Annotated in this window: 29 protein-coding genes and 1 pseudogene; 20 read left to right on the top strand and 10 right to left on the bottom strand. The window is 67.3% G+C overall.

Translation table 11 applies throughout. The annotated features are described in order from the left end of the window. Window positions 1–11 precede the first annotated feature (11 nt). The 4 genes from ACIP5Y_RS22365 to ACIP5Y_RS22350 are packed head-to-tail and all read left to right on the top strand — an operon-like array spanning window position 12 to window position 2,758. The gene (locus tag ACIP5Y_RS22365; protein ID WP_400352327.1) at window positions 12–1,406 is read left to right on the top strand and encodes a sensor histidine kinase; all 1,395 of its coding nucleotides are present in this window, start codon (window positions 12–14) and stop codon (window positions 1,404–1,406) included. Next, complete coding sequence (locus tag ACIP5Y_RS22360) at window positions 1,406–1,837, top strand: roadblock/LC7 domain-containing protein (RefSeq protein WP_397014805.1); 432 nt, start codon at window positions 1,406–1,408, stop codon at window positions 1,835–1,837. Before ACIP5Y_RS22365 ends, ACIP5Y_RS22360 begins: the two co-directional genes overlap by 1 nt. Then, window positions 1,834–2,181, top strand: coding sequence for a DUF742 domain-containing protein (locus tag ACIP5Y_RS22355; RefSeq protein ID WP_397014803.1), 348 nt, complete (start codon window positions 1,834–1,836; stop codon window positions 2,179–2,181). The genes ACIP5Y_RS22360 and ACIP5Y_RS22355 overlap by 4 nt, the downstream gene beginning before the upstream one ends. Next, on the top strand, window positions 2,156–2,758 hold the full coding sequence (locus tag ACIP5Y_RS22350) for a GTP-binding protein (RefSeq protein WP_400352325.1): 603 nt from the start codon (window positions 2,156–2,158) through the stop codon (window positions 2,756–2,758). The genes ACIP5Y_RS22355 and ACIP5Y_RS22350 overlap by 26 nt, the downstream gene beginning before the upstream one ends. Here ACIP5Y_RS22350 and ACIP5Y_RS22345 read toward each other — a convergent pair. Further along, complete coding sequence (locus tag ACIP5Y_RS22345) at window positions 2,755–3,297, bottom strand: YaeQ family protein (RefSeq protein ID WP_400352323.1); 543 nt, start codon at window positions 3,295–3,297, stop codon at window positions 2,755–2,757. The genes ACIP5Y_RS22350 and ACIP5Y_RS22345 overlap by 4 nt on opposite strands. Before the next feature lie 78 nt (window positions 3,298–3,375). Here ACIP5Y_RS22345 and ACIP5Y_RS22340 point away from each other — a divergent pair, with 78 nt between their 5' ends. The 3 genes and pseudogenes from ACIP5Y_RS22340 to ACIP5Y_RS22330 form a co-directional block, all read left to right on the top strand. Next, window positions 3,376–4,203 (top strand): acyl-CoA thioesterase, encoded by an 828-nt coding sequence (locus tag ACIP5Y_RS22340; RefSeq protein ID WP_400353846.1) that lies wholly within the window; start codon window positions 3,376–3,378, stop codon window positions 4,201–4,203. 2 nt (window positions 4,204–4,205) lie between these two features. Continuing rightward, the gene (locus ACIP5Y_RS22335; protein ID WP_400352321.1) at window positions 4,206–4,835 is read left to right on the top strand and encodes a nucleotidyltransferase domain-containing protein; all 630 of its coding nucleotides are present in this window, start codon (window positions 4,206–4,208) and stop codon (window positions 4,833–4,835) included. A 239-nt stretch (window positions 4,836–5,074) separates the two neighbouring features. Then, window positions 5,075–5,341: pseudogene (locus ACIP5Y_RS22330) on the top strand (redoxin family protein); the annotation flags it as partial. Between the two features lie 22 nt (window positions 5,342–5,363). Here ACIP5Y_RS22330 and ACIP5Y_RS22325 read toward each other — a convergent pair. Then, window positions 5,364–6,173, bottom strand: coding sequence for an SGNH/GDSL hydrolase family protein (locus tag ACIP5Y_RS22325; RefSeq protein WP_400352320.1), 810 nt, complete (start codon window positions 6,171–6,173; stop codon window positions 5,364–5,366). Window positions 6,174–6,293: 120 nt separating this feature from the next. On the opposite strand from ACIP5Y_RS22325, the gene ACIP5Y_RS22320 reads away from it, so the two are divergent. The 4 genes from ACIP5Y_RS22320 to msrA all read left to right on the top strand — a co-directional run bounded on the left by ACIP5Y_RS22320 (window position 6,294) and on the right by msrA (window position 9,292). Next, entirely contained in the window at window positions 6,294–6,884 is a 591-nt protein-coding gene (locus ACIP5Y_RS22320; RefSeq protein WP_400352318.1) for a TetR family transcriptional regulator, read from the top strand. A 103-nt stretch (window positions 6,885–6,987) separates the two neighbouring features. Further along, window positions 6,988–8,244, top strand: a complete 1,257-nt coding sequence (locus tag ACIP5Y_RS22315) for a cytochrome P450 (protein ID WP_400352316.1) — start codon at window positions 6,988–6,990, stop codon at window positions 8,242–8,244. Between the two features lie 83 nt (window positions 8,245–8,327). Continuing rightward, window positions 8,328–8,783 (top strand): peptide-methionine (R)-S-oxide reductase MsrB, encoded by a 456-nt coding sequence (gene msrB, locus ACIP5Y_RS22310; protein WP_400352314.1) that lies wholly within the window; start codon window positions 8,328–8,330, stop codon window positions 8,781–8,783. Continuing rightward, window positions 8,780–9,292: a peptide-methionine (S)-S-oxide reductase MsrA gene (gene msrA, locus ACIP5Y_RS22305; protein ID WP_400352312.1), complete on the top strand. Its 513-nt coding sequence runs from the start codon at window positions 8,780–8,782 to the stop codon at window positions 9,290–9,292. The genes msrB and msrA overlap by 4 nt, the downstream gene beginning before the upstream one ends. A gap of 376 nt (window positions 9,293–9,668) precedes the next feature. Here the strand turns inward: msrA and ACIP5Y_RS22300 are convergent, their stop codons facing one another. Next, window positions 9,669–10,838, bottom strand: coding sequence for a methyltransferase (locus ACIP5Y_RS22300; RefSeq protein WP_400352310.1), 1,170 nt, complete (start codon window positions 10,836–10,838; stop codon window positions 9,669–9,671). Window positions 10,839–11,083: 245 nt separating this feature from the next. Between ACIP5Y_RS22300 and ACIP5Y_RS22295 the strand changes: the two genes are divergently transcribed. The 6 genes from ACIP5Y_RS22295 to ACIP5Y_RS22270 all read left to right on the top strand — a co-directional run bounded on the left by ACIP5Y_RS22295 (window position 11,084) and on the right by ACIP5Y_RS22270 (window position 15,931). After that, entirely contained in the window at window positions 11,084–11,509 is a 426-nt protein-coding gene (locus ACIP5Y_RS22295) for a DUF4440 domain-containing protein (RefSeq protein WP_400352308.1), read from the top strand. 30 nt (window positions 11,510–11,539) lie between these two features. Then, the gene (locus tag ACIP5Y_RS22290; protein ID WP_400352307.1) at window positions 11,540–12,136 is read left to right on the top strand and encodes an HD domain-containing protein; all 597 of its coding nucleotides are present in this window, start codon (window positions 11,540–11,542) and stop codon (window positions 12,134–12,136) included. Continuing rightward, complete coding sequence (locus ACIP5Y_RS22285) at window positions 12,133–12,846, top strand: carbon-nitrogen hydrolase family protein (RefSeq protein WP_400352305.1); 714 nt, start codon at window positions 12,133–12,135, stop codon at window positions 12,844–12,846. Before ACIP5Y_RS22290 ends, ACIP5Y_RS22285 begins: the two co-directional genes overlap by 4 nt. 53 nt (window positions 12,847–12,899) lie before the next feature. After that, window positions 12,900–13,676, top strand: coding sequence for an alpha/beta fold hydrolase (locus tag ACIP5Y_RS22280; RefSeq protein ID WP_400352303.1), 777 nt, complete (start codon window positions 12,900–12,902; stop codon window positions 13,674–13,676). Window positions 13,677–13,770: 94 nt separating this feature from the next. Further along, a complete protein-coding gene (locus tag ACIP5Y_RS22275; protein WP_400352302.1) occupies window positions 13,771–14,658 on the top strand; it encodes a class I SAM-dependent methyltransferase in 888 nt (295 codons plus the stop codon). A 79-nt stretch (window positions 14,659–14,737) separates the two neighbouring features. After that, complete coding sequence (locus ACIP5Y_RS22270) at window positions 14,738–15,931, top strand: hypothetical protein (RefSeq protein ID WP_400352300.1); 1,194 nt, start codon at window positions 14,738–14,740, stop codon at window positions 15,929–15,931. 18 nt (window positions 15,932–15,949) lie between these two features. Here ACIP5Y_RS22270 and ACIP5Y_RS22265 read toward each other — a convergent pair whose 3' ends face one another. Both ACIP5Y_RS22265 and ACIP5Y_RS22260 read right to left on the bottom strand, forming a co-directional pair. Further along, a complete protein-coding gene (locus ACIP5Y_RS22265; RefSeq protein ID WP_400352298.1) occupies window positions 15,950–16,147 on the bottom strand; it encodes a hypothetical protein in 198 nt (65 codons plus the stop codon). Window positions 16,148–16,173: 26 nt separating this feature from the next. Beyond that, window positions 16,174–16,527, bottom strand: a complete 354-nt coding sequence (locus tag ACIP5Y_RS22260) for a hypothetical protein (RefSeq protein ID WP_400352296.1) — start codon at window positions 16,525–16,527, stop codon at window positions 16,174–16,176. A 16-nt stretch (window positions 16,528–16,543) separates the two neighbouring features. Here ACIP5Y_RS22260 and ACIP5Y_RS22255 point away from each other — a divergent pair, with 16 nt between their 5' ends. Together ACIP5Y_RS22255 and ACIP5Y_RS22250 are read left to right on the top strand one after the other, a co-directional pair. Further along, on the top strand, window positions 16,544–17,077 hold the full coding sequence (locus ACIP5Y_RS22255) for a TetR/AcrR family transcriptional regulator (protein ID WP_400352294.1): 534 nt from the start codon (window positions 16,544–16,546) through the stop codon (window positions 17,075–17,077). 112 nt (window positions 17,078–17,189) lie between these two features. Beyond that, on the top strand, window positions 17,190–17,768 hold the full coding sequence (locus tag ACIP5Y_RS22250) for a dihydrofolate reductase family protein (RefSeq protein ID WP_400352292.1): 579 nt from the start codon (window positions 17,190–17,192) through the stop codon (window positions 17,766–17,768). Window positions 17,769–17,781: 13 nt separating this feature from the next. Here the strand turns inward: ACIP5Y_RS22250 and ACIP5Y_RS22245 are convergent, their stop codons facing one another. Further along, window positions 17,782–19,002 (bottom strand): site-specific integrase, encoded by a 1,221-nt coding sequence (locus tag ACIP5Y_RS22245; RefSeq protein ID WP_400352290.1) that lies wholly within the window; start codon window positions 19,000–19,002, stop codon window positions 17,782–17,784. A 53-nt stretch (window positions 19,003–19,055) separates the two neighbouring features. Next, the gene (locus ACIP5Y_RS22240; RefSeq protein WP_400352288.1) at window positions 19,056–19,505 is read right to left on the bottom strand and encodes a MarR family winged helix-turn-helix transcriptional regulator; all 450 of its coding nucleotides are present in this window, start codon (window positions 19,503–19,505) and stop codon (window positions 19,056–19,058) included. A 38-nt stretch (window positions 19,506–19,543) separates the two neighbouring features. Here ACIP5Y_RS22240 and ACIP5Y_RS22235 point away from each other — a divergent pair, with 38 nt between their 5' ends. Continuing rightward, entirely contained in the window at window positions 19,544–20,758 is a 1,215-nt protein-coding gene (locus ACIP5Y_RS22235) for an epoxide hydrolase family protein (RefSeq protein ID WP_400352287.1), read from the top strand. A gap of 5 nt (window positions 20,759–20,763) precedes the next feature. Here the strand turns inward: ACIP5Y_RS22235 and ACIP5Y_RS22230 are convergent, their stop codons facing one another. The 3 genes from ACIP5Y_RS22230 to ACIP5Y_RS22220 all read right to left on the bottom strand — a co-directional run bounded on the left by ACIP5Y_RS22230 (window position 20,764) and on the right by ACIP5Y_RS22220 (window position 22,452). Next, window positions 20,764–21,189, bottom strand: a complete 426-nt coding sequence (locus ACIP5Y_RS22230) for a nitroreductase family deazaflavin-dependent oxidoreductase (protein WP_400352286.1) — start codon at window positions 21,187–21,189, stop codon at window positions 20,764–20,766. Between the two features lie 42 nt (window positions 21,190–21,231). Continuing rightward, window positions 21,232–21,483, bottom strand: coding sequence for a hypothetical protein (locus ACIP5Y_RS22225; protein WP_400352284.1), 252 nt, complete (start codon window positions 21,481–21,483; stop codon window positions 21,232–21,234). A gap of 120 nt (window positions 21,484–21,603) precedes the next feature. Then, window positions 21,604–22,452, bottom strand: a complete 849-nt coding sequence (locus ACIP5Y_RS22220; protein ID WP_400352283.1) for a class I SAM-dependent methyltransferase — start codon at window positions 22,450–22,452, stop codon at window positions 21,604–21,606. Between the last annotated feature and the right edge of the window lies 1 nt (window position 22,453).

The raw sequence follows: 22,453 nt of genomic DNA, 5'->3' as shown, positions 1-22,453 counted from the left end.
CAAGAGAATTGATGAATCAAACAACCGCCGTGCTGCTTTCCTCAGGTCTCGCCGCCGCACTCGTACTCGCCGTGATCGCGGCCCTGTTCGCGTGGTTCACCGCGCGCCGGGAGCGTTCACGCGCCGACGCGCTGGCGCGCGCGCAGCGAGACCGCGACGTTGCCGTCGAGCAGATGATCGAGAATCTGACGACCACCATCGTGCCCGCCCTCGGCGCCTCGGTGCGCCGCTCCACCCCGGACCAACCCACCGTGGACCTGCCCGCCATGCTGGAGGATACGCAGCTCGCGGAACTGGTGTGGCAGTTGGCCGCCCGTACCGGCGAGGAATTGCGCCAGGTGCAGCTGGAGACCCGCGATCGCACCCAGCACGAGGCCGATGTGGCCGCTCAGCTGTCGGTCACGCAGGGTGTCGCTGCGGCGCGCGCCGAGGTCGAGACCGCCGCGCGCGAGGCCACCCGCGCCGCCGTGCGCGCCTTCGGCACCTCCGTGGTCAGCCTCGGTGCGGACGTGAGTCAGGTGCTCAGCGGCGCGCTGCGCAAACACCGCGACGACGAGACCTACGAAATCCTCACCCGCATCGACCATTCCGTCCAGCAGATGATCCGGCAGGCGCAGTCCTTCGTGATCGTCTGCGGTGGCCTGCCGGGCCGGCGCTGGCCGCAGCAGACGCTGACCGACGTGGTCGGCGGCGCGGTCGGCCGTGTACGCGACTACACCCGCGTGCGCCCGGGCCAGCTGGATCGCACCGTGACCAGCCGCGTGGTGGAGCCGCTCGTGCACACCATCGCGACGCTGCTGGACAATGCGCTGCGCTATTCGCCGCCGAACTCGTTCGTGGATATCGGCTTCCAGGAAGGCCACCACGGCGTCACGGTGATCATCGACGATGCCGGTGTGCGCATGAACGGCGAACAGCTCGACGAGACCCGCCAGATTCTCAATGGTGACCGGGTCATCGATATTCACGCGCTGGGACCGACTCCGCGCGTGGGCTTCCCGGGTGTGGCCGCCTTGGCCCGCCGCTACGGTTTCACCCTCTATGTCGACGGGCCGAACGTGTACGGGGGTATGCGCGCTATGGTCTTCATCCCTGACTCGCTGCTCGTTCCGCTCGAAACACCGGAGGCAGCGCGTATCGCCCCGGTAGTGCTGGCGCCGCCCGCACCGGAGCCCGAGCCGAGAACGCCTGTTGCCGAACCCGTTGCGGCGGTCGGGCACGATCTCACCTCCGGTGGCCTGCCGAAACGGCGGCGCCGGACGGCGACGGCCGATGTCGTCGCCAACCCGCGCCCGGTGGCGAGCATTTCCGGTGGAGCACGACCGGATATCGCGGCGGCCTGGCACAGCGGTTCCCAGCGCGGCCGGCTGGCCGCGACCGAGCACTCCGAAGGGATGACATCGTGATGGCTACACCCGGTGCGGCAGTGACCGACAGCAACAAGCTAGCGTGGTTGCTGGACGATCTCGAAATGCCCGGCGTGCGTTTCGCGGTGCTGCTCTCCGACGACGGGCTGCACATCGCGCACACCAGCGGCATCACCGTCGACGATGCGGAACGCTTCTCCGCCGCGGCCTCGGGCCTGCGTGCGCTGGGCAAGGCGCTCGGTGAATTCTGTGGCGGTCCTACCGATAACGGTGTGCGGCAGAACATGACCGAGTACAACGATGGCATGATTTTCATCACCGCCGCCGGAGCCGGTGCGCTGCTGGGCGTTTCGACGACGCAGGATGTGGATGTCAGCCTGGTCGCGCACCGCATGAACGAACTTGCGGTCCGGGTCGGCCACGAGCTGGGCAGCATGTCCCGGTCTAGGGCGGACTTCGGACGCGCATGAGCCGGCCGCGGCGCGATCCGGACCTGGTGCGGGCCTACGTCCGCACCGGCGGCCGCTCGCGCCCCACCCGGGCACTGGATCTGGTGACACTCGTTGTCGCCGCTCAGGATCCGCCGCCCGGTGCCACGGCGGATGCGCGCCGGATCGTGCAGATGTGCCGCCAAGGCGCGCTCACGCTGGCCGAAATCGCCGCTTATCTCGACCTGCCCCCGTCCGTCGTGAAGATCGTCGCAGCGGATCTGCTCGATAGTGGTCACCTGGTCGACCCCACTCCGGCCGAAAACGTGCCGGAGCAAGCCCTGTTGAAGGAGGTACTCAATGGGCTCCGCGCTCTCATCGCCTGAGCGCGCCGTCGACTACGTGCCGCAGACCGTCACCCGCGCGGTGAAGTTGCTGGTGGCAGGCAATTTCGGCGTCGGGAAGACCACCTTCGTGGGCAGTGTGTCCGAGATCCGGCCGCTGCGCACCGAGGAGACGATCACCGAGGCCAGCGTCGGCGTCGACGATATGGCCGGTCTGCCGGGCAAGACCACCACCACGGTGGCCATGGACTTCGGCCGCATCACGCTGAATCCGCGATTGGCGCTATACCTTTTCGGTACGCCCGGGCAGCGGCGTTTCGTGCCCATGTGGGAGGACCTGGCCGTGGGTGCGCTCGGCGCGCTGGTGCTGGTCGATACGCGACGGCTGGACAAGGCCGATGAGGCGTTGTCGGTGCTCGAGGAGCGCGGCGTCTCGTATGCGGTGGCGGTCAACCAATTCGAGGGTGCGGTGCGCTATCCGCTCGACGAGGTGCGCGACGCGCTCGATCTCGACGCGGACACCCCGCTGCTGTCCCTCGACGCCCGCGACCGCACGACCTGCGTGCAATCGCTGATCACCCTCGTCGAATATCTGCTGGCGCCACGCGAATCCGACTAGACGAGCCGGTGCTCCTCGATCGGAGTGCTGAACGCCGCGCCATTGATCTCCAGATACAGCACCCGCTCGGTGACCGACACCGACGCGGTATTGCGCCGATCGATCACGGCCACAACCTCATCGACGAAGGCGCGGTCGAGGCTGTAGACGGGGATCGCCTCGGCGCGGTGGATCCGTTTGCCGGTCAGCTGCGCCAGCACCTTGGCCGGATCGCGATGCGTGTAGACGGCGACGCGGTCGGCGAGCTTGCTGCCGCGGTGCACCCGATCGGCGTCGGGGGCGCCGATTTCGATCCAGGCCGTGAGGCGTCCGGTCAGATCGCGCACCAGCACGGCGGGCTCGTCCGTCGATGACACTCCGCCGTCGCTGAAGGTGATGCCGTCCTCGTATTCGAGGCAGTAGGCCAGCAGTCTGGTCACCATGAACTCGGCGCTCTCGGAGGGGTGCCGCGCCACCCGTAGCTCCACTTCCTCGTAGACCCCGCGGTCGACGTCGGCGAGCTGGACGGTGAAGTTGTGCATAGTCGCGTTCAGGGCCATAAGGCGACCAGCGTAGACCACGTGGCGGACCGAGTTGATCACTCGGCTACCGTGGGATCGAAGCAGTGGAAGGAGATCATGGTGGGCCCGATCCGAACCTTGACGCACCCGTTCGATGTCGCCACGACGCTGACCGCGGGGGACGAGGGCCACTACACCGGTCACACCGCGCCCGAATACTCGAACATGGTGGGCCCCTTCGGCGGCATCACCGCCGCCATCCTGCTCCGTGCCGTCCTGGCCGACCCTCGCCGGCTGGCCGACCCGATCTCGATCACGGTCAACTACGCGGGCCCCATCGCCGACGGCCCTTTCACGATCGACGCCCAGCCGGTCCGCACCAACCGCGCCACCCAGCACTGGATGCTGACGATGACGCAGGGCGACGCCGTCACCACCACCGCCACCGTGGTCTGCGGCCACCGCCGCGACACCTGGGCCAACACCGAGATCACGCCCCCCACGGCGCCTCCCGCGGACTCCATGACCCCGGACGTGTTGCCCGACTACCCGTCCTGGCTCGGCAACTACGAAATGCGTTTCGTCTCGGGCCGTGGCCCCTTCGGCCCCGACCCCGAACCCCAGCCCACCTCGGCCTCCACCCTCTGGGTGCGCGACCTCCCCGTCCGCCCCCTCGACTACCCGGCCCTCACCGCGATGACCGATGTCTTCTTCCCCCGCATCATGATCCGCCGCGGCGCCTTCGCCGCCGCCAGCACCATCTCCCTCACCACCTACCTCCACGCCACCCCCGAAACCCTGGCCGCCCAAGCCGACAGCCCCGTCCTGGCGACCGCCCGGGCCCAGCACTTCGGCAACGGCTACTTCGACCAATCGGCCCACCTCTGGACCGCGGACGGTGCACCCCTCGCCACCAGCCACCAATTGGTCTACTTCAAAGACTGAGCGTGAGCGAGGAACTCCCGGCGGGCGGCTATCGCATCGACGCGGACGAATGTGATCGGCGATGGGAACCCTGGACACCGGCCTACGTCGCCGAGCGGCTTGCCGGAGTCTCCGCACCGTGGGGTGTGGCCGCGGGCTGGTCGCTGGACCTGTTCATCGGCAGGACGACCCGCGAACACGGCGATATCGAAATCACGATCCCGCGAGCAGCATTCGGTGAAGTAGCCGCGGCCTTGCCCGAATACGAATGGGATGTCGTCGGCGCGGGAAGAGTCTGGCCTTATACGGATGTCGCCGATCATCCTGAGCTGCACCAAACCTGGTTGCGCGCCCCCGCGACAAGCCGCTTCCACCTCGACGTCTTCCGCGAACCCCACGACGGCAACCGCTGGATCTGCCGCCGCGATCCCACAATCACCCTGCCTTTCACAGAACTGATCGAAATCGGTGACGCCGGAATCCCTTACGTCATCCCAGAAGTGACGCTGCTCTTCAAAGCAAAAGCGCACCGCCCGAAGGACGCCGCCGACTTCGCCCGAGTCGTCCCACTCCTTCCCGATTACCGCGTTGCGCGACTCTCGGAATGGCTCGCCCGCGTTCACCCCGAACACGAATGGCTTGCCGCACTGTAATCGCCCTCAGCGACAACGTCCGGAATCGACTCCAGAATCTGCTTCAGTGGTCTGTCAGTACAGCCGTCCATTGTGGGCTGGCCCAACGGATCTCGCCCCCCGAAGTTCTCGGGTCGCGGAGCTGGCGGTACGGGCCGGATCGCTGTTCGCGCCGCGGCTGTTCACCGGCTATTCGCGCATACAACTGGTGTCCTACCACGACATTCAGGACGGCCGGGCCCGCTACCGATCCGCCCGCGGTGTTCGGCTTTTCGAGTCAGGACAGCGAATACCAGCGCGAGGTGGTGGAACGACTACGGCTGCCCTTCTCGATGCTCTCCGATACCGACCTGCTGCTGGCGAAAGTGCTCGGCGCGCCTACTTTCGAAGCCGCGGGAACGACGCTGTACAAGCGGATGACCCTCATCGTGCGGAACCAGGTCATCGAGCACGTGTTCTACCCGGTATTTCCGCCGGATCGGCACGCGGAACAAGTACTCGACTGGCTGCGCGCCAACCTGCTGTGAGGGAATCGCTTTCGATGGACGGTCATGAACCGCTCGTGCGCAAGTGGGTGAGGATCAGCTCGGCCACCGCGGCCATACCCGCGGCATTGGGGTGATAGGGCACGGTTTCCACGACGGAACGAAGGGGAGTCATACCGAGCACCCACGGTTCGGCGGAACCGACCGCATGCGATCGGCTGGCCGCACCGGCATCGATGAACTCGGCGCCGGATTTCGCTGCGGCGCGGGCGAGCACCTCCTGCACCTGTTCGCCGCGCCGCCGGAAGTCGTCGATGGCGGCGACGTCGAAGGGGAGTTCGGGGCCGGGCCGGGAATCGTCGCCGAACACGGTGAGATAGCCGACTACCAGCACCCGTGCGCCGCCGGTGCGGGCGCGCACGATATCGACGATCTGGACGAGAGTTGTTGCGGCGCGGTCGATGACGTCCTCGCTGCGGGCGGGCCGGAAGCGCCGCACCAGGGAGGACCCCAACCCCGCGACCGGGATGGGAGACAGCAGCCGGCCCACCACACCGGCCAGAATGGTGGTGAGCCCGTTGCCGAGGTCGTTGCCGCCTACCGTGATGGTCACCAGATCCGCATCCGCCGGCAGGCCGTCCAGCTGCGGCGGGAACGTGTGATTCAGTACGCGTTGCGGTGTGTCGAGCACGTTCGCGGTGGTCGCGCCCGAAACGGTCAGATCGGTGAGCTGTGCACCCAGCCCCTCGGCGACCAGATGCGGATAGTTGCGGGCGGATCGCCCCGCCATCCGGTCGATCACCGGGTCGATGCCCGGGCCCGAGGCGAACGAACTGCCCAGCGCCGCCAGGTGCTGGAAGACCGGCTCGGTCATGGACGCCTCCTGGATAGATCACACACGTACCTGTCAGTGAGTCTATCGTCGCGACAGGATCCGGCGACCGCGGCGAGCGCCGAGCCGGTTCCGTGCCGATGATGATGCGCGGGAGGGTGAATGGCCGAGGAGAGCGAGCCGGGCGGCCGTAAGAAGGACGCGGCGGCCACACGGGCGGCACTGCTGGCCGCGGCGCAGGAGTTGTTCGCGGAGCGCGGGTTCGAACGCGCGACGGTGCGCGATATCGCGGCGCGAGCCGGCGCCAACCAGGCCCTGCTGTTCCGCTACTTCGGTAGCAAGGAAGAGTTGTTCCGGGCCGCGATCGCCGACCGGGGCCGTCGCGTCCTGGAGGAGGGTCCGGCCCCGGAACTGCTCGGACGACTGCTCGCCGGCGCCCTGGATCCGTCCGCCGCGCAGGGGCATTGGCTGCAGGCCGCACTGCGATCGAGCGGCCACGACGAGGGCGCGACGGCGATCCGGCACGAGCTGGGGGACGAGTACGTGCGAGCACTGTCCGAGCTCACCGACGCCCCCGATGCGGAGTTGCGCTCGGATCTGTTGCTGGCGTGGCTGCTGGGCATCGGCCTGGTGCGTTCGGTGTATCAGCGCGATCCGCTGGCGAGCGCCGATCCCGCCGTCGTCGCCGGTCACGTGCTGAGTGCGGCGCGGGTGCTGCTGGAACGGGTGGATGTGAGTTTTCCTCTGTCGTAACACGATTCGCTCGTTGACGCGGATGGTGTGCGCTCCTACCATCACAGATGTAAGCAACGGCTTACATCTGTGATTGGGGACTCCGCCGGGGAAGGACACCCGCATGACCACGCACACCGATGCTCCGACACCACATCCCGATGCTCCGGACACGCACACCGAGGTCCGCGGCTTCCCGTTCGGCGAACCGGTGCGGCTCGACCCGCACCCACTGCTCGCGAAACTCCAGCGCGAGGAACCGGTTTCCCGCATCCGCCTGCCCTACGGCGGGGAAGGCTGGCTGGTCACCCGCTACGAGGACGTCAAAACCGTGCTCGCCGACCCGCGATTCAGCCGCGCCGCCGCCGTCGACCGCGAGGACATCCCGCGCATCACCCCCGAAACCGCCCGGCCGGACTCACTGCTCAGCATGGACGCACCCGAGCACACCCGCCTCCGCAAACTGGTGATGAGCGCCTTCACCAAAAGCCGTGTGCAGCGACTGCGCCCGCACGTCCGCGAGATCGTCGACACCCTGCTGACCAGCATGGAGAGCTCCGGGCCGCCCGCGGATCTGGTTGCCGCGCTGGCGCTTCCGCTGCCCGTCACCGTCATCTGCGAAATGCTCGGCATCCCACCGCAAGACCAGCACCGCTTCCGCGAGTTCTCCGACACGATCCTGTCCACCACGGCCGCTACCCGCGAGCAGATCGCCGTCGCCCGTGCCGGGCTGGAGGCGTACCTGGCCGAACAGGTCGCCCGGCGCCGCACCGACCCGTCCGACGATCTACTCGGCGCGCTGGTCGCCGCCCGCGACGAGAATGACCGGCTCAGCGAACGCGAACTCGTCAACCTCGGTATGGGTCTGCTCGTCGCGGGTCACGAGACCACGGCCAACCAGATCGGCAACTTCACCTACACGCTGCTCACCACGCCGGGCCGCTGGGATCAGCTGCGCGACCATCCCGAGCTGATCCCGACCGCCGTCGAAGAACTCCTGCGCTACGTCCAACTGGGCTCCGGCGGTTCGGCCCCGCGCATCGCCACCGAGGACCTGGAACTGTCCGGCACACGGATTCGCGCGGGTGAGGCCGTCTTCGTGCACAGCCAGACGGCCAACCGGGACGAGTCGGTATTCCCGGATGCCGAAACCCTCGACCTGGGCCGCGAACGCAACCCCCACCTGGCCTTCGGCCACGGATTCCACCACTGCGTGGGCGCCCAGCTGGCCCGCCTGGAACTGCAGGTGGCACTCGATGCACTCGTGCACCGATTCCCGCACCTGGACCTGGCGATCCCCGCCGCGGACATCCCCTGGAAGGCCGGCATGCTGGTCCGCGGCCCCAAGGCCCTCCCCGTCCGCTGGCAGACGCGAGAATAATGACCGAAGTATGACGCGGGCGCGGTCCGGAACTATCCGCCTCGGTGCACCGGTTGTACGTGTGGCCGATATGAGGAGGTCATGTGGCTAAGGAGTACAACCGGAACCCCGCGGCGGTCGAGGCGCTGTCGCCCGAGCAGTATCACGTCACCCAGGAGAACGGCACCGAGCGCGCGTTCACCGGTGTCTATTGGGACAACCACGAGCCCGGCATCTACGTGGACGTGGTTTCGGGCGAGCCGTTGTTCGCCTCGGTCGACAAGTTCGAGAGTGGTTCGGGCTGGCCGAGTTTCACCAAGCCGATCGATACCGGGAATGTGGTCGAGAAGCGCGACCGGTCGCATTTCATGGTCCGCACCGAGGTACGGTCCACCCACGGCGACAGCCACCTGGGGCACGTGTTCCCCGACGGTCCCCGCGACCAGGGTGGCCTGCGCTACTGCATCAATTCCGCGGCCCTGCGCTTCATTCGCCTCGATGATCTCGAGGCCGAAGGGTATGGGCAGTACAAGAGCCTGTTCACCAAGGAGGACGCATGACCGACACTCGAACCGCGATTCTGGCCGGCGGCTGCTTCTGGGGCATGCAGGATCTGATCCGCCGCCAGCCGGGCGTCATCTCGACCCGGGTCGGGTACTCGGGCGGTCGCAACGACCACCCCACGTACCGCAATCACCCCGGGCACGCCGAAGCGGTGGAGATCGTCTACGACCCCGCGGTCACGGATTATCGGGCGCTGCTGGAGTTCTTCTTCCAGATCCACGACCCGTCGACCAAGGACCGTCAGGGCAACGACATCGGCTCGAGCTACCGCTCGGCCATCTTCTATCTGGATGACGACCAGAAGCAGGTCGCGCTGGACACCATCGCCGACGTCGACGCCTCGCACCTGTGGCCCGGCAAGGTCGTGACCGAGGTGACCCCGGCAAGTACGTTCTGGGATGCCGAACCAGAGCACCAGGACTACCTGCAGCGCTACCCCGACGGCTACACCTGCCACTTCCCGCGTCCGGGCTGGAAGCTCCCCAAGCGCCAGACCACCGCGTAACGAGCATCCGACAAGCGAACGGCCGCACCACTTTCCGAGTGGTGCGGCCGTTCCCGATTGACAGCCGGCTGCCAGGCAGCGCTACAAGTATTGCCAGCCCCAGGGCGTTTCGTACCAATTCATGAGCATTCCCGCACGGTCCCCCCCGTTCTGCCATGGGAAATGACCTTCGATCCGACTCTCGCCAACCGAACCCCCGACAACGGCCGCCTCTCCAGCCCCTGCTCCGTCCCCATCTCCACCGGCAGCTTTTTGACTGCGCTGAACCCGAATAAGCGCTCACCCCAACCTGATCGGATCGCCGAGCGGGAACTGGTGGTGGCGGGCTCTCGGCCGATGCCGCAGCCAGTTCCCGGTGATCGCTTGTCCAGCAGGGTTAGTGGGGCGATAAGCGCCAAAGGGACGTGATTTCCGCGGCGCGGGCGGCGTGCAGCGGGTCGCTGTGGTCGGTTGCGCGGGGGTGGCGGGGTTTCGTGTCGAGTCGGTCGAGCACCTGTAAGCCGGCGGAGTCGAAGGCCGAGAGCAGGTCTCGCCGGGAAGACAGGCCGAGATGCTCGGCGAGGTCGGAAATCACCAGCCAGCCCTCGCCGTCGGGGGTGAGATGTTTGCCGAGGCGGTCCAGGAGAGCGCGCAGCATTCGGCTGCCGGGGTCGTATACCGCGTGATCCAGGGGTGAGCGTGGCTTGCCGGGCAGCCACGGGGGATTGCAGACCACCAAGGGCGCGCGACCGGCGGGATACAGGTCGGCGTTGAGGATTTCGACGCGTTCGCCGTAGCCGAGCCGGTCCAGATTGTCGCGCGCGCAAGCCAATGCGCGTGGTTCGCGGTCGGTGGCCACGATCGATTGGACACCTCGCGCGGCGAGCACGGCCGCGAGTACGCCGCTACCGGTGCCGATATCGAAGGCGAGACGGTGCGATGGGAGCGGAGCCTGGGCCACCAGATCCACATATTCGCCGCGCACCGGTGAGAACACTCCGTAGTGGGGGTGGATTCGCGCACCGAGCGCCGGCACCGCCACGCCTTCGACGAACCAGTGATAGGCGCTCGACACTCCGAGCAACTCCCGGAGAGAAACCAGCCGCGTCTCGCTGACCACGCCATACGCGTGCAGGCATGCTGCCGCCACGTCGGGTGCCCGGCGCAGCGCCGAGACCGTCGGTGACGGGTCGAGTTGGACCAGGATCATGCCGAGGAGGCGGGCGCGACGGGATTGGAGTTGGCGCTGGGCGTGGAACTCTTCCGCGGGGGTGCGGGATCGGTTGGCGGGGCGCACGATTCGGGTATCGAGGGCCTTCAGCAGCCGGCGGGCGGTAGGAAAATCGCCACGCCAGAGCATGGCGGTTCCCGCGAGCGCGAGGCGGAGCGCACCGGCCGCGGTGAGATCGTCGTTGACGGCGATTATCCGGCCGGGCGGTGGTGCGCCGTTCTCGGAATGCCATACGGCGGCATGTAATTCGCCGCCCTCTTGCCATTCGACGACGAATCGGTCGGGGCGCTGAATGATTTCGAGCGCGGCAGACTGCGGCTCAGGTGTGTCGATCATGAGGTCCGTTCCTCGGGTGATCCCGGAGCACGCGGACAGCCGGTGAGCGCGCGATCAGGACGCGCGAGGTGAACAGCGAATTGGACACCGGCCGACAGCGGGCACGAGGGAACTGTGGTTCGGGAAAACCGCCGCCGACAGCGGCAGCCGTGCAGCCGCCGATGGCGGCCGGAACTACAGCGGACCTGCTCTCAGGGCACGACCAAGGCGTGCGCGGGCGTCGTCACAACGTTTACCGTACCCCAGTGACGAAATGCCCTGATCAGGAACCCGATCTGGTCACCGACCCCGCACTGCTCGAAGTCCTCGACGACCTCGCCCGCCACGAGCCCCTCTTCCACCGCCCCGAACAGGGCACCACCCGCGCCGACTTCGACCGCCTGACCGCCCCCGACTACTGGGAGGTCGGCGCCTCCGGCCAGCGCTACAGCCGCGAATACATCTGGTCGATCCTCGAACAACGCTACGCAACAACCCCACCCCAATGGCCCGAAAAGAACTCGGCAACCACTGACTTCCACCTACGCGAACTGGCCCCCGACACCTACCTACTCACCTACACCCTCCACCAGCCCAACCGCCTGACCCGCCGCCTCACCGCCTGGCAGCGCCGCCGACACGGCTGGACCGCCCTCTACCACCAAGGAACAGTCGTAACACCGCCGTCCTAACGCCCAAGATCACCTCGATATCATTCCGCAGTGGCAGAAACGACCTCCGACGTGCGGCAAAGAGCCCTGACCGACGATCCCGGGCTGCTGCGGCCCTTGCCCGGGCAGGCCGTCGCGCTGCTCGATGCCCTGGACGCTCCGCCGAGGCTGGCGGCGCACCTGCGCGCGGTGCACGACGTCGCGGTCCAACTCGTCGCATGGGTCGAAACGAACTACAGCACGATGGAATTCGATTCCGATCGAGTGCTTTTCGGTGCGGCGACGCACGACATCGGAAAGGTGCTGCACCCCGCCGAGCTGTCCGGACCCGGTTCCGCACACGAACAGGACGGCTACGAGCTACTCATCGCCCGCGGCATAGCCCCGGCCGCCGCCCGATTCGCACGCACACACGCGGCGTGGCGGGAACCCGGAATCGGATTCGACGATCTGCTGGTGAGCCTGTCCGACAAGATCTGGAAGGGCAAACGAGTGGCGGAACTCGAGCAACTTGTAGTGGATCGGTTGGCTGTTGTCAGTGGCCGGGAGCCGTGGGAGGTATTCATGGGCTTGGACGAGGAACTCGAGCGGATCGCGGCTGCTGCAGACGGGCGTCTGGCATTTCAGAACGGATATCCTGTCGCATGAGAATCGCCGCAGCTCAGCTTACTTGTGTGCCTGCCGATGTTCAGGCCAATGTGCGGCAGGTGGTCGCGCTTGCTGATCGTGCGCGGGAGGAGGGGGCTCGGCTGGTTGTGTTTCCGGAGTTGGCGCTTACCGGATATGAGCTGGAGGCCATCGCGGGGGACAGTGGGTTGTGGGTGGATGCCGAGGATTCGCGATTGGATGCGTTGCGCGGTGCGGGAATTGGCACTGTCGTCAATTGTGCTGGGCCTGGAGAGCATGGTGGTGGTCCGCGGATTGTCACTTACGTTTACGGAGCGGATGGGGCTCTGGTCACGACCTATTACAAGCAGCGGCTGTATGAGCAAGAGCAGCGGTACTTCACGGCCGGCGAGGTGGATGGGCGGTTCGAGCTCGATGGGGTGCGGTTCGCGCTGGCTACGTGCTTCGACAATCACTTTCCCGACCTGATCGCGCGTGTCCGGGAGGATCACTGCGACATCCATTTGGCGAGTTCGCTTTACGGCACCGGCGGCGGGATCGACGAGCGTGCGAAGGTGTATCCCGGGATCGCCGCGGACGCGAATGTCTTTGTGGCTCTGGCCAATCACGTCGGCGCGGCCGGTTCGTTCACCGGGTGCGGCGGTGCCGCATTGTGGGCGCCGGGCGGCGTGCTCCTCACCGAGGCCGATGACCATACGGCCATGGTCGCGGTCGCCGATATCGCCGTATGAGGCTGCCAGCCGGATGCAAGAGGGGTGCAAGCGGGGGCGGACATTCTCGGGGCATGGAGCGAATCACGGAGAGCGTCACCTCGGCGGACGGCACGCGCATCGTCTATCACGTGCAAGGGGAAGGCGCGCCGCTGGTGATCGTGCACGGCACTCTCGCGCCGGCGGACACGTACTACCCCCTCGCTGATCTGCTGGCACCGCATTATCGGGTGGTGCTGGTGGAGCGGCGGGAGTACGGGGTGAGCGGGAACGGGCCTCGGCCACTTGACTTCGCCCGGCAGGCAGCCGATTTGGCCGCGGTGCTGGACACGATGGGCGAGCCGGGTTTCGTGTTCGGTCATTCCTGTGGCGGTGTCGTCGCGCTGCATGCGCTGCTCGAATCGGTGCAGGTGCGGCGGGTGGCCCTCTACGAACCGCCCGTCGCGCTGGCCGGGACGGCACTGGCCACAACCTTGGACAAGGCGCGTGATCGGATGACCGCCGGACGACCCGGGGATGCGATCGTCGAATTCTTCGAGACGATATTGGATTCCGCGCCATCCGCGGGCATGCTCGACGGGATGGCGTCGATGCTCGCGCCACGGGCGCACGGCCTGGTGGCGGACCTCGAATGCTTCACCGGAATGGATCCCGACCTGAGCCGCTGGTCGACCCTCGACGTGCCGGCGTTGCTGCTCAGCGGCGAACTGACCGACTCCTACGGCACCAAGAGCATCGACCTGCTGCAGCAGACCATTCCGAACGCCCGCACCATCACCTTCCCCGGTCTGGGCCACACCTTCGACGATCCTGAACCGGTCGCCGAGGCGCTGCGCGAGTTCTTCGTCTGACATCGAGGTCGTCTGGCCCATTGCGGCAAACCACGGAACATCCGCCGCGGAAAATCGATGGTCCGCAACGGCAGCCGGCCCTAGGGTCGCTCGAATGGCTTACGAGCATCCATTGGCGTTCGTGCTGGGGTTGGAGGGCATCGCCCTGCTGAAGGCGTTCGGTGGCGAGCATGATCGAGAGTTCGTCGAGGCGCGGCTCGGAGAGATCCGCCGATTGCTCGATTCCGGGATAGACGGCGCTGCCGGGGTGGATGTCGATGCGGTGGAAAGTGCCGAGGGCTACGACATCTGGGCGGAGACATACGACGTCCCCAACCCTGCTTTCGGGCTGGGCGTGGACCTGATCCGGACAGTGGCGCTGGAGGCGCCCGCCGGGGTGGCGCTGGACGCGGCCTGCGGTACCGGCCGCATTGCCGCACTCCTGGCTGAATGCGGGCACCACGTGATCGGTGTCGACAGTTCGGCGGGAATGCTCGACCGAGCCGTACGGCATGTCCCGTCCGGCGAATTCCGGCTCGGGGAACTGCAGAGCCTTCCGGTGGCAGCGAATTCGGTCGATCTGGTGACCTGCGCGCTGGCATTGACACACGTGCCGGCCTTGGCGCCCGTATTCCGCGAGTTCGTGCGGGTACTGCGCCCCGGCGGGCACGTGGCGATCGTGGATGTACATCCCGAACGGGTTGCGCGAAACCATATTCCGACGGTCCGCCGCGCCGACGGGACGCCCGCCCGAGTGCGCTCCTACCACCATCGGACCGGCGACTATGTGCGGGCCGCGCTCGAGGCCGGGCTGCGGATACGACGCTGTGAAGAACCCGTCCCGCCGAACCGGGCCAATGGGCAACCGCCGCTGCCCGCAACCACCGATCCCGGACCGTGGCAAGCCTGGCCCTGGTCGCTGTACGGAGTGGTCCCCGAGGCCGCCGCGGCTGCCGAGTCCGGGGTACCGTCCATGCTGCTCTGGCACTTTCGGCGAGACTGAGCGCACGCTCGCGACCGGTGCTATTTTCTTCGCAACGTCGGCGGGCGCGGTCGATGACGGCCGAGGTCGGGGAGGCTGGATGCGCAGGGCCGGTGGGCTTTGGTTGATCGGGCTTGCCGCTGCGCTGACGGTCACAGGTTGTGGTCCGGCCCCACGCGGCACCGCGAAACCCGGCGAAATCGATGTCCGCACACTCGATGTCGGCGGCTACCCGACCGCGCCGATCGATATCCACATCGACGATGCCACCAGTGCGATCGATCTCCGCGGTTTGGCGGCCCTGAAACTGTCCGACTATGTGTTGACCGCCTACGAAATCGATCCGCGCCTGGCCACCGGCGGCGATCCGCAAACGATCACGGGCACCGACAAACTGCCGGGCTTCGAAAGCAATCCGGACGCCACCGATCAGTCGGGACTCATGTTCGGATTCTCGACTTCCGGCACCGCCACCCTGCCCGGAGACGCCCCGGACTCGACTCGGCTCACCATCACGGTCCTGCAATTCGGCAGCGCGGACCAGGCGAGCCAAGCCGTCGGGCAGTTCTACACCTCCGACGTCACGGACCAGGTCACGCAGGGGCAGCTCCCGCAGACCGTCACGTCGGCGAAATACCGTGGCGCGCAGGGATACTGGCTCGATAATACGCACACCATACGCACCTACCTCGCGCAGGACGCCTACGTCATCCTCATCGAAGCCGAATCCCCGACCATCGATCGCGCCGGGCTGACGACGATGACGGAAAAGGGTTTCGACCTGCAGGTGCCACGCCTGGCCCAGCATCCGGCGATCACCGACCCGCACGCATTGGCAAGCCTGCCATGGGATCCCGACCACATGCTGAGCCGCACCCTCAACCCGCACGGCGATCACCTCGCCGCCCAGGTCTCCGGCCTGCGCGGCACCCTCAACAGCGCGGCCCACCCGGCGATCGCCGAGCAAGCCTTCACCGGCATGGGCGCCGACGAATTCGCCCGCATAGAACACACTCTCGTTGTGCGCACTGCCGACGCCGCGGCCGCCCACAAGGCCGTATCGGAGCGGGTACTGCCCGGACCGGCCGGTGCACCCGCCGATCCGCCTCCGCTGGTACCGAATTCGGCCTGCGTCGACAACTCGAACAGCGATCCGGCCGCCCCCACCCGCTTCACCTGCCTGGTGGCCTACCGCCGCTATCTCGCCTACGTCGGCTCCGATGAGCTACCGGACGCCCACCAGCGGGCCGCCGCCCAGTACGCGCTGTTCGCAAACAGTCAGTGGGAGCAGTGATTACCACGACGCCGTGCGTCAGGAGCGGTCCCAGCCGGCGGCGGCAGCGTGGGTGTGAAATGCCTGCCACGCCTGCCAGGCTCGGGTGGCACCGAACTGGGCGTTGAAACGCAGCACCGCCCGCACGTCCGCGAGTGCGGCCCCGCCTCCCAGCGCTCGCTGGGTATGGATGCGGAAAGTATCGCCCAAGGTCTGGTAGTGCACATCGATACTCATCGTCGTAAAGGCCCGCTCGCGCACGGTCAAAGTGCCTCGGCCCGAGGTCGAGCGCATCCGGGACTGTAGGCGAAGTACTCGGCGAAATGTGGATCGAGCTCGGTGAGGATCGCGCGGGCCGATTCGGGCAGGGGACTGGGTGCGGCGCCGGGCCCGGTGGTCAGCAGAGCGTCCGGCAGCACCTCGGCCTCCTCAGCGGGAATCTCCAGCGCCGCTTCGAGTTCGGCGAGGCGCTCGAGGGCGGCGAGGGCGGCGTGGTAGCCGGAGTCGTAGGAGATGAGACGCAACAGCGCCCGCATATCCCCGGTGGTGACCCCGAGGTCGAGGCCGCCCTGGACATGCATCGCGAACGGCAGTCCGAGGCACTGCTGGCAGATCATCGCCGCCGCAGTGCAAATGCTCGACGAGCTCGCCGACGACGAAGCCCTGTCGCTGCGCGCGGTGGCCCGTTCGGTCGATGTCGCGGCGACCTCGCTCTACCTGCATTTCGCCGACCGCGACGCCCTCGTCCTCGCCGCGATGCAGCACTGCCACGAAGGCTTGGTCCGGCTCGGCGACGAAGCCGCTGCGGCACAACAGGATCCGGGCGCGGCGCTGCGGGCCCGCATCCTGGCACAAGCACAGTGGGCCGAGGAACATCCCGGTCTGTACAAGGTGCTGCACGAGAGCGCCGTACATCGCCGGCTCGGTATGCCGTTCAAACAGGTGATGGTCGACCGCACCATCGACGCGGTGCGGGAATGCATGGACGCCGGCATCGCGCCACGCGACGACGCCACCACCGTCGCGATCGATCTCCGCACCGCGGTCAACGGCATGCTGGCCCAGCGCATCAATGAACCGGACCTACCCTGGCCCCCCGCCGCCGAACAACTCGATCGGTTTCTGGCGAAGCTCGTCGGCATCTCGAAGCCGACTGCCCCGGCTTGATGCCGCAAACCTCTGCGCGAACTGTCGAAGATCTGGACCCATATGCCGTGTCGCGATGAATTCCGGCCCGCTCGCCAGTCCTACCATCGACCCCTACCACCGAGGAGTGCCGATGCGCAGCGTCACCTATTCGATGAATGCCTCGGCCGACGGCTTCATCGTCGGCCCGGACGGAAGCTTCGAATGGTCGGTCCCCGACCCGGATGTCTTCCGATCTCATATCGACGAAGTCCGCGGGGTGGGCATCCACCTCCTCGGCCGCCGTCTCTACGAAACGATGCTGTACTGGGAGACCGCTGATGCCAAGCCGGAGCTCGACGACGCGGAACGGGAGTGGGCCGCACTGTGGAACCCGCTTCCGAAAGTGGTGTTCTCCACGACGCTGACGACCGTGCAGGGCAATGCCCGTCTCGCCACCGGCACCGTGGCCGAGGAGATCGCCCGGTTGCGCGCCGAACCCGGTGACGGGGAGATCGCCATCGGCGGGGCGACCCTGGCCGCCGAAGCCGCCGCGGCCGACCTGATCGACGAGTACCGCGTGCGTCTGCACCCGGTACTCGTCGGCGGCGGCATCCCGTACTTCCCGCGCCACGAACGCCAGGTGAGCCTCGAACTCGTCGATTCCCACATCTTCAAGTCGAAGGTCACCTACCTCCGCTACCGCGTCATCCGCGAGGCGGAGCAGGCATAGCGCACCAGCATGGTTACAGCCCGAGTTTGGTGACGGCGTTGTCCTCCAAGGGATTCGCGGTGCGAATGTAGCCGTGCACGGTGCGCGGGTTGGACCAGCGACCCTGCCGCATGATCTCGCGGTCGCTGGCGCCGCCCAGGGCCGCTTGGGTGGCGAAGCCGGCACGGAGCGAGTGGCCGGAGAACAGGGCGGGATCCAGGCCGGCGCGGGCGGCGTAGCGTTTCACCAGTTCGGCCACGGCTCGGCCGGACATGGCGGTGGCGGCGATGCCGCCGTGGCGGGAAATGGTGGGGAACAACGGGATATCCGGATCGGTGAGGGTGGTGCCGGTGAATCCGTGGCAGCGATGGATGGCCGGATCCGCCGTCGGATGAGTGGCCGGCCAGGCTGCCAGAGCGGCGGGGTTCGCGGAATGGGCCTCGCGCAGGCGGATCCAGTCGGCGAAGGCGCATACCGGGCAGGTCTGCGGGCGGCGGCCGCGGGGGAGTGCGACGCGCTGTTCGTTGACGCCGGTGGGATCGGTCTTGGTGCTGGGCAATTGGAGCAGCAGGACCGGCTCGCCGCTGGCATGGTCGGTGTGCATCCGGACATCGCTGATCCGCAGGCCCGCGATCTCGCTGCGCCGCAGCGCACCCGCGAAACCGACCAGCAGCAGCAAGGTATCGCGGCGCCGCGCGGGCTCGGTGGGCCAGCCGGGGGCGGGGACCTCCGCCAGCAACTGGTCGAGGGTGTGCAGCAGGACCGGCCGTTTGCGCTTGGGCTGGGTGCGACGGGTGCGGCGGATACCGCGCAAGGTCAACCGGACCACGTCCGCACGGGTCGGTGAGGGCAGTCCGTTGGCGGCGTGCACGGCGGCGATGGCGGCGGCCTTGCGTTCGAGAGTTGCTGCGCTGAAGGCCCATTCATCGTTGGGGCGGCGCGCATCGGCGGCGGCCGCGAGGTATACCGCGACGTCCAGGGCGTCCGCCGGCAGCGCCTGCCGTCCCTCCGCCATGCACCAGCCGGCCCACGCCACCCAGTCGGTGCGGTAGGCGCGCAAGGTGTTCGCCGATTGCGACGCCTCCAGATACCGCCGCAGCGATCCGGCCTGATCGGCATCGAAGCGTTCCCGTACCAGGCGCAGCGCCGCGGAATCGACCAGCACACTGCGCACTCCGCGACGCAGCTCGGTATGCACCGCATCGGGTACGGCGATGACCGGGGAACCGCTGACCTCTGCCTGCTGATCGGACATGGTTCGACCCTACGGCACCGGCCGCCCCGGACCGGGCTGCGAAAGGCGCTGGCCTAGGCCGGTTCCCGGCCCAGCTCCGCCAGGCGCGCCAGCACGGGCAGCGCCGTGGCGAGGGCACCACGCTCGGCAGGCGTTAGCCGCTCCAGCAACGGTGCGAGATGACCGGTGCGATCGGCATGACGTGAGCTGCTGACCGCCCGGCCCGCCTCGGTGATGTGAATCAGGCTCGCGCGCCGATCGACCGGATCCGGGCGGCGTTCCACCAGACCGTCGCGTTCCATGCGGGTGACGAGCTGGGTGAGGCCGGGCTGGCTGATCTGCTCGGTGGTGGTCAGCTCCGACAAGCGCAGCGCTCGCCCGGCAGCGACCAGCGAGTCCAGCACCGAGAGCGTGGTGAAGGGGAGGCGTTCGAGGGTCGGTATGCGGATGTAGAAGCGGTTGAAATCGTGGATGGCCGTGGTGAAGGCCTCCGGGTCGAGGTCGGCGTGGGATGAGCGGGACACGCCTGGAAATATATCCGATACTTATATAAGTTGCGTATGTGATTCCCTTGCGGCAGTCCCCGATCCATGTGTCCGATGCGGTGCTCGACGATCTGCGGTTGCGACTGCGCTTGACGCGCTGGTCCGATGACGCGGGCAATGCGGATGGGTACTACGGCGTGCGCCGCGACCTGCTCGAGGAGCTCGTCGAGTACTGGCGCACCGACTTCGACTGGCGCGCAGCCGAAGCCAGGATCAATGCCTACGACCACTACCGCGTCGAAATCGACGGTGTCCCGGTGCATTTCATGCACAAGCCGGGGGTCGGACCGAACCCCACCCCGCTCATCCTCACCCACGGCTGGCCCTGGACCTTCTGGCACTGGTCGAAAGTCGTGGACGCACTGGCGGATCCGGCGGCACACGGCGGGGATCCCGCCGAGGCCTTCGATGTGATCGTGCCGTCATTTCCCGGATTCGGCTTCTCCACGCCCGTCGAGAAACGGCCGGATCTGAACTTCTGGAAGGTCGCCGACCTCTGGCACACCCTGATGACCGAGGTCCTCGGCCACCCCCGCTATGCCGCGGCGGGCTGCGATGTGGGCGCCCTGGTCACCGGCCAGCTCGGCCACAAATACGCCGCGGAACTGCTCGGCATCCACATCGGCTCGGGCCAGCGCCTGGATCTGTTCAATGGTGATCGGGCCTGGGATATCACCGGTGGTCGGCCGCTACCGGACGGTGTGCCCCAACCGGTCCGGGACCGGATCATCGAGCTGGAGCACCGTTTCGCCGTCCACCTCGCCACTCAGATGCTGGCGCCCAGCACGCTCGCGCACGGCCTGTCGGATTCGCCCGCCGGCATGTTGGCGTGGATCCTCGAACGCTGGATCACCTGGAGTGATTGCGGCGGCGACATCGAATCGGTGTTCTCCAAGGATGAGCTGCTCACCCACGCCACCATCTACTGGGCGACGAACTCCATCGGCAGCTCGATCCGCATCTACGCCAACCACAATCGCTATCCGTGGACCCCTGATCACGACCGCCACCCGCCGATCGAAGTCCCCACGGGCATAACCTTTGTCGCCCACGAGAATCCGCCGGGCGTCTCCACCGATCAGCGCGTCGAGGCCTACCTCGCCAGTGACCGCGCCGATTGGTACAACCTGGTCAACCTCACCGCCCACGACCACGGCGGTCACTTCATCCCCTGGGAGATCCCCGAACTGTGGGTGCAGGATCTCCGCCGGACCTTCCGGGACCGCCGCTGACAGCCCTACACGCCGGCGCGCGTCAGCACGAAAACCGGGATCTCCCACTCGACCTTGGCCTGGAAGCCGGCCAGGAACGGCGTCGTGACCAGTTGGCGCTCCCAGAGCCGTTCCCGCTCGGCGCCGGTGGCGAGAACCGCTGTCACCGGCCAGGTCTCGGTGCCCACCTCCACGGTCGCGGACGGATCGGCGACCAGGTTGAAATACCAGCCAGGACGATTGGCGCGACCACCGTTGGCCGCGAAAACGATCAGCCGATCATCTTCGCGCTGATAGCCCAGCGGCCAGGTGCGGGATTCACCCGACCGCGCACCGGTCGTGGTCAGCAGGAGCAGGTCCATACCGGCGAACTGGCCACCCACCTTCCCGCCGCCGGCCCGGAATTCCTCGATAACCTGCTGCTGCACTTGCTGTCGTGCGGTATCACTCATGCGCGGTTGCAACCTTGATGTGCCGGTGGATATTTCGGTCGATCAGGCCGGGGTGCAGACGATGGTGGCGTACTTGGCGTCGCCGCCCCACTGGGTCTGCGCCTCGCCCTTGGCCTGATGTATCCCGGTCTTGGCCTGCACCGTGATCGTGGGCAGGGTGTCACCGGACCAGGTCTGAGCGGTGCAACTGTACTGCCACTGGGCGGCCTGCGCGACGGGAGTTCCGATCACGCCGAGGACGGGCGCCACCGCGAGCACCGCCGCGGGCAGTCCCACCAGAAAACGAACGCTCACAAAACTCTCCAATCGCAATTCGAGGGCAACCTATCGGACAGCAGCCGATTCTTGCATGCCGACCCGGTCCGCGCGGGACAGTCACGGACAAATTCGACAATTCGGGAGCTGAGCGGTCATTCAAGTGGTCGCGACGACGATCTGCTCCGAACTCGACGGGCGCAGACCGTCAGTGCGGCCGGCGAAATAGCGCTCGGTGAGATCGTCCGCGGAAACATACTGTGCCGCAGTGAATCCGGATTCCAGAGCCAGGGCCACGATCTCATCGGGGGAGTAGAAGCTGATGAACGGGTTACCTGCGGCGCGGGCCATGCGTTCGGTGTCGGCGCGGCCGGGCCGTTCGTCGGGTTCCAGCAGCTCGAGCGGGAGCGTGAAGGTGGTAGCGAAGGTGGAACCCGGGGCGAGTTCGGCCGCTTGGCGGAAGGTGGCCGCATTCGCCTCGGCCGTCAGGTACATGGTGACGCCGGTCGAGGCCACCACGGCGGGACGCTGCGGGTCGAAGCCCGCCGCGATCAGCCGCTCCCACCATGAATCGGTCTCGAAGTCGACCGGAACCAGCGTGAGGTACTCCGGCACCCCGTGACCCAGTTCCTCCAGGCGCCGGCGCTTCCATTCCTGGGGGCCGATCTGGTCGATCTCGAAAATCCTTGTGCGCGCGGCGATATCGGGGCGCCGCTGGGCGAGGGTGTCGATGCCCGCGCCCAGCAGGACGTACTGATCGACGCCCGCGGCCGACTGCTGGTCGACCAGATCCTCGATCAAGCGGGCCCGCGCCGCGATGGTGGCGCGGATGCGGGCGGTGAAGCGCGGATCCATATCCGGCCGGTTCCGCCACCCGGCGTCCGGCGCGGCCAGTCGCAGGCCGACCTCGTCCTCGAGCACGTGCGGCTGCGGATCGACCAGCACGTGCAGCGCCCGCCACAGTGCCACGCGCAGGGCGGTGTCCTCCGGGGCAATGGTTTTCAGCATG

This window comes from Nocardia sp. NPDC088792 (assembly GCF_044750615.1).
In the GTDB taxonomy this organism is placed as follows: Bacteria; Actinomycetota; Actinomycetes; order Mycobacteriales; family Mycobacteriaceae; genus Nocardia.
The sequence above is the reverse complement of the archived record's forward strand: the minus strand, read 5'-3'. Positions and strand labels throughout refer to the sequence as shown.